At 33.9% G+C, this 12,543-nt stretch carries 9 protein-coding genes and 4 pseudogenes; 6 read left to right on the top strand and 7 right to left on the bottom strand.

Annotated elements, in window-relative coordinates; all coding sequences use genetic code 11:
* Positions 1-334 precede the first annotated feature (334 nt).
* The gene (locus tag NL281_RS07580; protein ID WP_253303749.1) at positions 335-1,831 is read left to right on the top strand and encodes a proton-conducting transporter transmembrane domain-containing protein; all 1,497 of its coding nucleotides are present in this window, start codon (positions 335-337) and stop codon (positions 1,829-1,831) included.
* Here the strand turns inward: NL281_RS07580 and NL281_RS07575 are convergent.
* The 4 genes from NL281_RS07575 to NL281_RS07560 form a co-directional block, all read right to left on the bottom strand.
* Positions 1,828-2,490 carry a hypothetical protein gene (locus tag NL281_RS07575; RefSeq protein ID WP_010082435.1) on the bottom strand — a complete coding sequence of 221 codons (663 nt, stop codon included), beginning with the start codon at positions 2,488-2,490 and terminating at the stop codon, positions 1,828-1,830. The two genes, NL281_RS07580 and NL281_RS07575, sit on opposite strands and share 4 nt — an antisense overlap.
* Positions 2,491-2,558: 68 nt before the next feature.
* Positions 2,559-3,353, bottom strand: a complete 795-nt coding sequence (locus tag NL281_RS07570; RefSeq protein WP_022626354.1) for a hypothetical protein — start codon at positions 3,351-3,353, stop codon at positions 2,559-2,561.
* A gap of 73 nt (positions 3,354-3,426) precedes the next feature.
* On the bottom strand, positions 3,427-4,248 hold the full coding sequence (locus tag NL281_RS07565) for an AAA family ATPase (RefSeq protein ID WP_253303283.1): 822 nt from the start codon (positions 4,246-4,248) through the stop codon (positions 3,427-3,429).
* 17 nt (positions 4,249-4,265) lie between these two features.
* Positions 4,266-4,853 carry an L-threonylcarbamoyladenylate synthase gene (locus NL281_RS07560; RefSeq protein WP_253303282.1) on the bottom strand — a complete coding sequence of 196 codons (588 nt, stop codon included), beginning with the start codon at positions 4,851-4,853 and terminating at the stop codon, positions 4,266-4,268.
* 948 nt (positions 4,854-5,801) lie between these two features.
* Here NL281_RS07560 and ltrA point away from each other — a divergent pair.
* The 4 genes and pseudogenes from ltrA to NL281_RS08935 form a co-directional block, all read left to right on the top strand.
* A pseudogene (ltrA, locus tag NL281_RS09370) lies at positions 5,802-6,899 on the top strand (group II intron reverse transcriptase/maturase).
* A 331-nt stretch (positions 6,900-7,230) separates the two neighbouring features.
* Positions 7,231-8,476: pseudogene (locus NL281_RS07545) on the top strand (IS4 family transposase).
* On the top strand, positions 8,476-8,811 hold the full coding sequence (locus tag NL281_RS07540; RefSeq protein WP_253303281.1) for an ankyrin repeat domain-containing protein: 336 nt from the start codon (positions 8,476-8,478) through the stop codon (positions 8,809-8,811). The pseudogene NL281_RS07545 and the gene NL281_RS07540 overlap by 1 nt, the downstream one beginning before the upstream one ends.
* Before the next feature lie 198 nt (positions 8,812-9,009).
* A pseudogene (locus NL281_RS08935) lies at positions 9,010-9,093 on the top strand (hypothetical protein); the annotation flags it as partial.
* Positions 9,094-9,314: 221 nt separating this feature from the next.
* On the opposite strand, the gene NL281_RS07535 reads toward NL281_RS08935, so the two are convergent.
* From NL281_RS07535 to NL281_RS07525, 3 genes and pseudogenes are all read right to left on the bottom strand, one after another.
* Positions 9,315-9,479 (bottom strand): hypothetical protein, encoded by a 165-nt coding sequence (locus NL281_RS07535; protein WP_253303280.1) that lies wholly within the window; start codon positions 9,477-9,479, stop codon positions 9,315-9,317.
* A 475-nt stretch (positions 9,480-9,954) separates the two neighbouring features.
* A pseudogene (locus NL281_RS07530) lies at positions 9,955-10,074 on the bottom strand (Rpn family recombination-promoting nuclease/putative transposase); the annotation flags it as partial.
* A 105-nt stretch (positions 10,075-10,179) separates the two neighbouring features.
* On the bottom strand, positions 10,180-11,349 hold the full coding sequence (locus tag NL281_RS07525; RefSeq protein ID WP_253303279.1) for an IS4 family transposase: 1,170 nt from the start codon (positions 11,347-11,349) through the stop codon (positions 10,180-10,182).
* A 22-nt stretch (positions 11,350-11,371) separates the two neighbouring features.
* Here NL281_RS07525 and NL281_RS07520 point away from each other — a divergent pair, with 22 nt between their 5' ends.
* Complete coding sequence (locus NL281_RS07520) at positions 11,372-12,541, top strand: IS4 family transposase (RefSeq protein ID WP_253302993.1); 1,170 nt, start codon at positions 11,372-11,374, stop codon at positions 12,539-12,541.
* Positions 12,542-12,543: the final 2 nt, after the last annotated feature.

The following is a 12,543-nucleotide window of genomic DNA, read 5'->3' as shown; positions in this document are numbered from 1 at the left end:
TTTAAAGGTAAACTGCACAGCAAATGGTCAGTGCTTGACACTGTCCTCCTTTGTCATCCCAGTGCCCAGACACTGGTTTTCTGCAATCTCATCGAAAACGTTTTTCTATGCTAGTTTGCTTGCTCACAAGCAAACTTTCCTGGATCCAAGTAGTCAGGGCACTGGGATGACATCTTTGTTGTGTTTAACAAAAACAAATGTTCGTACAGTTGTGGAATGAATCGCAGTATAGCTATAGCATACACAAACGACTAGTTTGCCAAAAAAACATAGCGGTTTTTCTATGATTTTAGTATAATTCTAGCTTTACCTAAACAAAAAGATGAATTATTTAATGGACTGTGTTTTAACGTCTCTTTCCTTACCATTTTCAATTACTGAGAATTATTTATTAATTACTGCGTTGATTCCACTTTTAAGTGCGTTAGTTATTTTTTTTACTGGTAAATGGCCCGGAGTGAACAATAGTATTACTGTCACTTCTTCTGTACTTCTGTTTACGTATACGTGTCTGTGCACTTTATATTGGGTATATGGTGATCATTCTCAATTTATTCTCATGGATTTTGGTAATAATTTGCACATTAGTTTAAAGCTAGAGTCTACCGGAGTAATATTCAGTTTATTAATATCGTTTTTATGGGTGCTGACCAGTATATATGCAATATGTTATATGCAGAATAACTATGCTGATAGCAATCACTCAAGTTTTCTATGCTTTTTTTCAATATCGATTGGCTGTGCAATGTTTATTGCTTTTTCTGGAGACTTGCTCACTACATTTGTCTTTTATGAGCTTCTAACTATTAGTACATACCCTCTGGTTACTTACAACTCAACAAATGAATCAATGATTGCAGGACGCTATTACTTTGGCGTGCTATTTTTCTCTTCTTTGGTATTATTTTTTCCTGCAATAGGCCTTTTATATCATGAATTTCATACTTTAGACTTTGTAAGCGGTGGAATATTCAAATTTGATACTTCACTCATCACTTTCATTGCAGTGTGTTTTGCTATGCTGATTTACGGAATAGGAAAAGCTGCATTAATGCCAATGCATTTTTGGTTACCAAAAGCAATGGTTGCACCAACTCCTGTGAGTGCACTACTGCACGCTGTTGCTGTTGTGAAATCCGGAGTTTTCATCATCATAAAAGTTATATTATACACTTTCGGCATCGATAATATGCAACGTTTTGTGCAGCAAAATTGGTTTGCTGGAGGGTGGCTTCCGTACGCTGCTGGATTTACTATTATTACTGCATCATTGATTGCACTAAAGCAAAAAGAATTAAAGAAATTGCTTGCTTACTCTACCATCTCTCAATTGTCGTATATTATATTATTCGCTTCAATTTTTAGTGATCTCAGCATGAAGGTTGCAATTTTTCAATTAGTTTGCCACGCATTTGCAAAAATCACTTTGTTTTTCGTTGCCGGAGCAATAATAACGAGAGCAGGTGAGAAATATATAGATAAGATTTACGGTATAGGACGCAGTATGCCAATTAGCATGACAGCATTTGCTATAGGTGCATTGTCTATGATAGGGGTGCCGCCTGCTCCGACTTTTTGGGGTAAATTTCTCATTTTTCAAGCTGTTTTCAACTCTGGCAATGTAATACTTTCTGTGTTTGTAACTCTAGTGTTAATTGTTAGTACTATACTCAACGCTCTGTACTTTTTACCGATAATTTACAACGCCTTTTTCTTAAAACCTTCTCAGAATTACTTTATTAAAAAAACACCAATTCTTCTAGTTTTACCTCCAGTTATTACTGCTATGTGCACTTTGGTTATTTTTTTTAGCTACCAAGTAATATTTTAAAATCTGTATTTATAACCATTAACAATAAATTTAAATGGTATTATACCAGCCAGAGTTGCTTTTATATTCGACAAAGTGAAGCTAATCTCCACAGTATCCTCCTTATTTTGCTCGGTTGTAAAAACTACAGTAGCATTTCCAGCAAATGTAACTAAGTCCTTGGTCGATCGATCAATAGATAATGTTATTACATTTATGTTGGCGATTTTTCTTTTAGATAAAGACAAATTACCAGCTTCATTATTCGTTTTTTCCTGAAAGCCTTGATAGATTTTATGTATAGAATTGTTTCTTATAAAATTTTCTTGGTACTTCGGTTCAACGATCTTAATGGACTCGTATATTTCAATGTATTTACTTATTAAGTACCTCGCTGTGGAAGTGTATTCATCTTCCTTTTTACTGAAACTAAGCTTATGCATTGCAGAGAACTCATCTTCTGTGTGGTTCATATACTTCACAAAATTTAAATCTTTTTTAATAGGAAATAACAGGTATATGTTTAATGTTAATAAACATAAGCATACTAGGAGAAGCGATACTATTAATGCCATCCAAGATCTTTCTGCTACACAAAACAGATACCTATGGCAGTACCATTCGACTGCTTTACTGAAATAACTTTTGTTTTTTACTGATTCAAGCAATTTATCTTCCATAACACAATACTACCAGACCTAATCGGATCATTATAATAACAATAAGCTTAGATACTCTAAAAAAAACTTTAAAATATGTCTAAATTTTCCCAAATAGGATGAATGATTATATCACCTTGTTCTGCAATGAGGTAGAATTTATCGATTTTGCTCACATCTATATTTATCATTTTTACACTGAAATTTTCAGGATCATAAGTATTACTTTCTACACTTTTGTGATAATTATAATAATGTAATTTATTTTGATCATCAAAATAACCAAATTCATCAGCAAAGGTTCCCACTTTTCTACCTTTACCACTTTTGACTAGCTCAAATAGATCAATTACATGGTTTTGGGATCCAGGCTCAATAGGCCCTTCTGCAGCAAAAAATTTAGGTGCATGACCAATGTATTCCTTAAATTTTAGATTATGAGTCTTTTTTACACTACCAAAATCCACAAATTTATATTCATCTGAAATACCAGAATATTGTGGATCATACTTTTTATATTCAAAAAACTCATTACCTAAAAAATTACAAAACGTTAATTTATAATTATCATGATCGGATTTTACGACTTTAAGGTAATGAAAATCTCCAGGAATCTTTACTTCCTCTTCCGTAATATGATTACGTACAACAAGCTCACCATTTAGCATATGATAGCCAATTTTTGGCAAAGTAGCTATATTGATTGTCTTGTTTAGCTTAAAATTTGCTTCATAAATGCCACTTAACAACTCCTTTCCTTTTTCTAGGGTTATGTCTTGATCTGAAGCTATATTCTTAATTAAGCTTAATTTTTTCTGCATGTTCAATATGGCTTTCGTCAAAACTTCTATTGATTGCCATACAGTTAATTTATTATCAGTCAAATTATATACTTCGAGTATTAAATTAACAGAATTTTATCATGAATTTATGTTAAAAGTATTATACTTCGTAAACTTATGTCATGATATTAACTACATTAGCTAAAACATGCTTTTTATCTAAGTGAAGTTGCTTAGCAACAACGAAAAGTTCATCTATTTTTTTCCACTGACTTAGCAGAATTTCAACACCATTTACCTCTCTCTTTATGCTTTCTAAAATGAAGGCCTGAATTATATATGATGCTAGTTCTAGTTCGATTTCGCTATTAATTACTTTATTAATCATATTGGGATTCTTTAAATCATGAAGAAATTTATAAAAGCATTTGTATGCTTCATAAGCATCACTACTTATTGCATTTATTATCATTCCTGGCATTCCAGGAAATAAAGTAATCATTTCATCAAACGTTTGATCATCAAACTTACATTGAGATGAAGCAACTTGCTTTGTTTCATCATAAGTTAATGGAAGTAAATTCAGCTGAAAGCACCTACACAAGATAGTGGTTTGTATATCATATGGCTTATGGCTAATTATAAATATTTTAGAATTTTTTGGCGGCTCTTCTAATATTTTCAATATTGCGTTTTTAGCGTTATTAGTCATTGCCTCTAAGCTATCTATTATAGCTATTTTGTGTTCTGATTGAATGGGACTTAAGTGTAAAAAGTTTTTCATTTCTCTGACTTTTTCTATTCCGATAGCATCACCTTCAACAATGTGTAAGTCCAATGCTACTTCATTATAGTTTTTTATGAGTAACCAATTGGAGAAGGATTTTGCAAGTGTTGCTTTTCCTATACCTTTTTTACCACAGATCAGCCAAGACTGAACAGATAAGTTGTTCATTAATTTTTTTTTGGCCTGGTTGTGACCTATTACTCTTTTCATTTTTTCTCCTATAGATCTTAGTTTGGAAATGCGTTGTTTACTGTTTGTAATAAAATTGCACCTTCCCTTAAAACCTTAATCTTATCTTCGGTTAAGTCAATAATAGTAGATTCTATACCAGAAACTAGTTCGTCATCTTCAATCACTACAGATAAATGTTGCTTAATGGATTGTGGTATATCGTTTGCCTTACATACACTTTTTTCTCCTGAAATATTTATACTAGTTGCAACTATTGGAACTTTCAGTTTGTTTAGTATTGAAATTGCAATAGGATGATCAGGGATTCTGATGCCTATATTATCTTTAAAGAATTCGTTTGGCAATATGTTGTTGTTTTTAAGTGGTAAAATATAGGTAATTGGTCCAGGAGAAAAGTGGTTTATTAAATCAATATATCTTTCCTTTACCTTTGCTATTTTTGTCAAATTGTAAATATCACTAACAAATATAGACAGTGGTTTATTTTGAGAGCGTTTCTTTATCTGATATATTTTTCCTATAGATTCATTATCTAGTGCATTACAAGCAAGAGCATACACTGTTTCTGTTGGAAAACACACTAACAAGTTGTTCTGTATTGCATTTATTATTTTAGATACCATATAGCTCAAAACTTATTTATAACAACTAGATCAGTTTTGTTGCATTGTATCTTATATAGTAACTGCTAGTTTGTATCCGTTCAGGCAATGGCGTCAACTTAAGGAAAAATATCAGCGATAGTGTATAAAATTTCTCTCTAAATTTTTTATCATTAAATTATCCAAAGAGTGCAATAAACAGCACTTTTGTTTCTGTTTTATTTCAATAAAGAAGTCTAAAATGTGTCCTTTTTAGGTGAAACATGCGTGCGCCAAGCAAAGTGCGTAAAGTCCAGTTGGTGAAAATCCAACCCAGGCAAAGCCTAGCCAGCAGGCTGGAACAAACCACTATGCTGCGTAAGGTAACGAGCGTAGTAAAGCTAGTGGAATGGACAACACAGGGTACAACGAAAGTGAAGGTATTGAGTCCCGAAATTCTCGATGTCATAGAGGTCGACACGTTGCATATAGTGGAAGACAGCAAGAAGGGTAACAATAGGGCAAGTTATCACTCACTCTATCGGGATCTGAGGCCGTATCACGTGTTGAGATGGAGTTTACGTAAACTTGGGAGATCCTTTGTATTCCTATTAAGGTACGTTGGAACAAGTCAACAAAGGCGAGTACTGACGGAAGATATAAAGGAAGTCGGACTGATTGATAGTACTCAGAGTGTGGGAAAGCCACATACAAGGGGAAGCGGTCAGCAATATAGTGACTGGTTTAGGAATTGCTATGCCAATACAACGGAGGTTGGAATAACGTGCAAAGAAAACTAAATCAGATAGCAGTAAGAGCCAGGCAAGATAAACGATTGAAATTTAATCGTTAATTCATCTGATAAACGCAGAGAATCTTGCTGAATGTTATAAAGAGCTAAAGCATAACAAAGCATGCGGTATAGACCAGGTGACAGTAGAAGCTTATGGAGAAAATCTTGAAGAGAAGCTCAACACTCTGGTGGATAGTATGAAAAGAAAGCGATATCAACCGCAACCAGTGAAAAGAGTATATATACCAAAAGCTGGAAGCAAAGAGAAACGCGGGCTTGGAGTACCGTCTACAGAAGATAAGTTAGTCCAGATAATGCTGAAGAAGATATTAGAAAATATTTATGAAGCTAACTTTCTGGATAACTCATATGGTTTTCGTCCTGGTAGAAGCTGTCATCAAGCGGTAAATGCACTAAATAAAGCAGTTATGTACAGACCAACTAACTATGTAGTAGAAGTTGATATCAAGAAATTCTTTGATAATGTCCAGCACAAATGGCTAATGAGATGCTTGAGAGAACGGATAACAGACCCAAACATACTGTGGTTAGTAAAACGATTTCTTAAGGCAGGAGTAGTCGAAGCAGGACATTATGAAGCAACTGAACTAGGCACACCTCAGGGGGGAATAGTAAGTCCTATACTAGCTAATATATAGTTGCATTATGTGCTGGATTTGTGGTTTGAAAAGAAATTCAAGCTAAGATCTAAAGGTTATATGGAGCTAGTTAGGTATGCAGACGATCACCTGATTTGCTGCGAAAGAGAAAAAGATGCTAGAGAACTCTTAGAGTCACTGAAACAAAGGCTAGGAAAATTTGGACTGGAAATATCTGAAGACAAAACAAGAATAGTAAAGTTTGGCAAAAAGGAGTGGCAACAAGGAATAAGGGAGAAACGAAAAACGGAAAGTTTCAACTTTCTAGGATTCACCCATTATGGTACAAGGAGTCGTAAAGGTAGAGTAATGGTAGGTCATAAAACCTCGAAAGAAAATCTATCTAGAAAACTTAAAGAAATCAAAGAATGGGTGAAAAAGATCCGAAATAAAGTTCACCTTAAAGATTGGTGGTCAATACTTAAAGCAAAACTAACAGGACACTATAACTACTTCGGAGTTAGCGGAAATTACCGGTGGTTGAATAAATTCTTCTGGCGGGTAATCAAGCTAGCGTATAAATGGATAAACCGACGTAGTCAGAAGAAGAGTATGAATTCAAAGCAATTTATACACTATCTACAAGTTAATCCATTACCAAAACCAAGAATATGCTACTCATTATATACAAAATAGGAAATGCTGTGAATACTACATTGTGGAGCCGTGTGCGGGAAAGCTGCAAGCACGGTTCTGGTGGGGGAGTCATAGCGATAAAACTTAATCCTTACTATTACCCACAAATATAAATGTTTGTTGCATAGCTCTTAATGGCATAACTTTTGCTTGAAATAACTGTTTATATGGTGCAATTTACAGCTTTTAGTTGCTAAAATTATAACTCTTAGTTTAATAATTTTAATCTAATAAGCTTTCAGGTTAATAAAATTAAATTATTTGAGTAAATACAATACTATGTTTTTATTTGTGGGTAATAGTAAGAACTTAATCAGGAGGATTTAAAACTATGACTTCTACCAAACAAAAAGGAAAAAATCTTATTCTACAAATTAAAAATATAATATACTCGAAAGCTTTTCAGAGAATCCATTGTGTTGGAAAAAACAGTTTTACACGAACAAGAAAACTTCCTTTTACGACAGTATTTTCTATGATTTTAAAGTTAATTAAGAAAAGTTTAGGAATAGAATGCGAGCTTATGGATCCATTGACTTGTAAAGTTCCACCCTCAAAGCAAGCTTTTTCTAAAGCAAGATATAAGATTTGTCATACAGGTTTTAAAGAATTTAAGCATCCAAACAGCCTATCAAGATGAGCCTGAGTTGGAGAGGCTATAGGCTTATTGCAGCAGATGGTTCTGGTATTCGATTACCGAGCTCTGAAGAAATTGTATCCGAGTTTGGCCGTTTTAAACCAAATGGAACAACAGGTATAATGCCACCATTAGCAAGGGTTTCTTTGTTTGTTGATTTATGTACTTCGCTGATTTGCAGTGCTCGCCTTGCGGCTTGGAATGTGGGTGAGCAAACGTTAGCAGAAGAACAATTACCTGAAGTCGTTACTCAAATGCGTTCATTAAATCAAGATAGATTATTATTTATCTACGACCGTCTTCATTAAAATTCATTCAGCAGCATTATGAATTGAAAGTAGACTTTATTTTTCGCTTGCAAAAAAGAAATTATAGCAAGCTATGGGAACGAATTTCATCTGGTGAATTAGATTTTGATTTTGTGCTAGAAAATAAAACGAAAAGCCAAAAAGTAAGAGTAATAGTGCTGACATTAGCCAACGGAGAAACAGAGGTATTGGTTACTTCACTTTTTGATCGAGAAAAATTTACTTTGGAAGATATCAGCAAAGCTTATGTATTAAGGTGGCATATAGAGGAGTGCTATAAACGACTCAAAATAGGTGCAGAGTTAGAGAATTTTTCTGGCGTAAATTTAGAGGCTGTATTACAAGAATTTTGGGCAAACTTAGTCATGTGTAATATATTGTCGCTTCATATGTGTGATGCACAAGGGCCTTGGAATCCAGATCAAATTGCTGAGTATCGTTTAAATTTTTCGGTTTTATTTGGTGTAATGAGGCAGAAACTCTATCAGGTACTTATTGCGCCAAAAAACTTTCAAGCCCTTTTTGATAGAGCAAGTATACGCGCTAAAGTTAAAATCCGACCGGGACGATTGTATAGCCGCGATAAGGTAGATAAGCCCAAACGCCATCATGTCTTTAGGAGAGTTTGCTAATGAAAGTTCTTAAGTTGACGCCATTGGTTGAACTCATCCTTGGTAAAGGTGCTAATATTGAAGCTAAAGATAGGGATAGTTGTACACCTTTGCACTATGCTGCATTGGGAGGTCAATTAGAGAATGCTAGGTTTCTAGTTGATAAAGGTGCTAATATTAATGCTATCTGTCATACCGATCGTAGAAAGCCTATCCACACTGCTGCTATGGAAGGCCATAAAAATGTTATAGAGTTCTTCATCAGTAAGGGTATAAATGTTAACGATGTTGCCACTGGAAATGGTTGGACATCACTACATTATGCTGCTTACTATTACCCACAAATAAAAACATAGTATTGTATTTACTCAAATAATTTAATTTTATTAACCTGAAAGCTTATTAGATTAAAATTATTAAACTAAGAGTTATAATTTTAGCAACTAAAAGCTGTAAATTGCACCATATAAACAGTTATTTCAAGCAAAAGTTATGCCATTAAGAGCTATGCAACAAACATTTATATTTGTGGGTAATAGTAAGATTATGCTGCTAGCGCAGGTAAATTAGATGCAGTTAAAACGCTTGTAGAGAAGGGGGCTAACATTGGAGCTAAAAATAAGGATGGTAAAAACCCTTTAGATGCAGCAAATCAAGATGGCAAATCACAAGTGGCAGGCTTTTTAAGGCCGTTAATGCCCACTACTACTACTCCCACTACTACTCGCTCTCTTCGCAGAAGAAATTGCAACGGTTGGAATAAATTTTGGTCTCCGGGGTGGTGCGCAGAACTCGTTCGCCGCCGTCGCTCTATGGATCAATCCCACATAGAACCACCTTTCTCAACTAATTCTGATAATCAGGCTTTAGCTCCTAATATAACAAGAGCATTACCTTCACTAAATCTTGAATCAAAGATTAAGGGTTCTACGGAATCTCCAGCTTTAGGTGTACCGGAAGTAAACGCTGCTCTAGTAAATAACACAATAATATTAGGCATTTTAGCTGCTGGTCTGTTTAACAAAACACAACATAAGCAACCAATTCATGAAAACCTTTTGTCACCAAGAGAGCAATCGATGAGGTTAAATACTTACTATTACCCACAAATATAAATGTTTGTTGCATAGCTCTTAATGGCATAACTTTTGCTTGAAATAACTGTTTATATGGTGCAATTTACAGCTTTTAGTTGCTAAAATTATAACTCTTAGTTTAATAATTTTAATCTAATAAGCTTTCAGGTTAATAAAATTAAATTATTTGAGTAAATACAATACTATGTTTTTATTTGTGGGTAATAGTAAGGGTTAAATAACATAGATGAGGACATGATTATAAGAGCTATGCAGCAGAGTGAAGAATTTGGGGATCCTGATACTAAGATGGATGAAGTGAAAATTAGTGGTAACAAGACTGGGATGTGTAAAGGAGGTAAATAGTTAATATGCCTCTTACGGAGATAAACAAAGTTAGAGATTTAAGACTGAGGTGAAATATTAATTTCTTAACTTCTGAATTTCATCTATCGAAAGGCCGGTAATTTGAGCGATAACATCAATAGAGACACCGGCCTTAAGTGAATTTTTAGCCACTGCTATTTTAGCCTTACTTTTACCCACAATTTTGAGAGGTTATGATGTGAAGCATAACAATGCTCTCCTTAAGGTTTTCATAGCCCCGCCATAGAGTCATAGACCCTGGTAAATTATCACTTTTTCTATTCATAAATCACCCAATTTTCCTAACCAAATAATAGCTTGTTTTATGTTTGGAGGTTCTTCGGGTAATGTTGCTACCCGATACTCACGCATGTAAAGGACCTTCCACTCTTCGTTGCTTAAAATTTTAGTACAAATTTCCATGGGATTTGATAAAGCCACTTTTGTCAAATATAAAATTTTAAACGCGATTATACTTTTTATAGCAATTAACTTCTGTAATCTTTCTTTTGTAGCTAAGCGGGAGCTTTCTATCTTACATCCTGATTTTAAAATCCTAAAATACTCTTCAATTTTCCACCTTAGCTTATACCAATTTATCTTTTCTATGGCATCTAAAGTATTATTAATCGGTACATTAGTTAGTAGAGTCCAGTCGATAGCTTCCAATCCATCAGGAGGATTTGTTTCTTTTGCACTTACCACATATACAGGGATTTTATCACTTATTTTATGTATTGTATCTTTTGACCCATAAATGGAAGAAGATCTGATAGGTATATAGCCTTTCATATACTTAACTTCAATATTAGCTTTCCTTGATCTCTGGTTTCCACCTTTAGTAACTTCTAGAGAAATTTTCTTTTTTACTGGCAGTTGAGTGATGCGTGTTTGCAAATCTGTTTTTCCGACTTCAGTACAGATAAATCTTCTATTAGCTCGATTGCGGATTACATAAAAACTACCTAACGTCTCAGCCACCCATAAAAATTTGAAGATGTCTGCTTCCCTATCACCAAGGGTAACAAGTTGTACATTTGGAGGAAGGTTGTTTATAGTTTCTTTAAGAGCTGTTATCCACTTATAACTTTCTTTTTCTTCTATGGAGGTACGGTATTTTCTGTTTGCTTTTTCTTGTGCCGTTTCTTCTTCCCTAATAGAACGCGCCCAACATTGTTGGGAAGATAGACCTAAAGGTAATCCGTCTCTGCTGACTATTAAGGCACTATGCAACAGTAAACCCATTTTTTCATTGCTAAATAATCTATATGCACCCTTAGCTTCTTTCCACCCACTACAGCTTTGATTAATTGAACCAGATGCCTTACCCTCTATGCAATAACTTGTTTTTATAAGCCTTTTATTAAGCCTTTTATCTCCCAAATTAATGTGTTTTAACTCTCTTTCCAGCCATTTATCCCATAAGTGTTGAAAGTAACACAAAAAAGACATAAAGAACTATTATTGCAAGAAAATGGAGGCAATAATGGATCAAATAGAAAGAGTACTAAATTTAATAAAAGATGAGGATTTAGAAAGGCTAGGAAAATTAAGTGAAGTAGATAAATGTAATACTAAATTGTTGGGCAAGATTATATTTAAAGGTCTAATGAAGTTAATATTAATGGGGCAAAAAACAAGCCTAAGAGCGCTAGAAATGGTAATAAACAGGTGTATAATGGATAAGAATAGCGATAAAAGTACAGTAACATACAGTGGTTTGTCAAAAAGGTTAAAAGTTATAAATCCAGAATATTTTAAGGGAGTATATATTGATTTGATGAGCAAGATTAAAAAGCTATTACCCCAAAAAACATTAAATAACTTACATAAGTTTGATTCGACGATCATAAATTTATCGGGATATCTCATAAAAGATGGGCTAAAAATAGGCGGTAAAAGTAACGACAGTCAAGTTAAAGTGAGTGTAGGATTAAAGGATCAATTGCCGACAAGTATAAGATTTTGTAAAGGACAAGAAGAAAGTAGTGAAGATATAGCATTAGTGAGAGCAATTAATGAAGCTAAAGTTGAAAAAGAGGATATTTTATTATTTGATAGAGGAATCAGAAAAGTTGGAACTTTTGCCGAATTTGATGAAAAGGAGTACAAATTTATCACAAGAGTTAAAGTAGGAAGAAAACATGATGTTATAAGCAGGAACAAAGTTATAAGAGAACAAAAATCGGATGGATCAGAGATTTTAGAAGATATAATAGTTAATCTTTATCGTGCACGAGGTAAAGTGGCAGAAAAGCATGATCTACGGCTAATAAAAATCAGAAATAAAATTGGAGATGAAATATGGTTTTTGACAAACTTGTTTGAAATGCCAGCTTATGAAGTAACAGAGCTATATAGGCGCAGATGGGATATAGAAGTGTTCTTTAAATTTATAAAGCAAAATCTTGGATATAAGCACTTTTTAAGCCATACTATGAATGGCATGAAGGTGTATATTTACATGATTATTATTACGGCTTTGTTATTTCTTGTTTATAAAATCAAAAATAATCTACATGGGTTCAAAATAGCATTACTGCAATTCACATTGGATCTAAATGACTCTTTTATACGTTCGATTGTTTTACTGTCGGGAGGTAATTTACATGCCGTTGATCATCTCATATCACGTTATTTTTGATA

The organism is Wolbachia endosymbiont of Phyllotreta cruciferae, assembly GCF_918697765.1.
GTDB lineage: Bacteria > Pseudomonadota > Alphaproteobacteria > Rickettsiales > Anaplasmataceae > Wolbachia > Wolbachia pipientis.
This window is presented reverse-complemented; position numbering and strand designations above follow the sequence as displayed.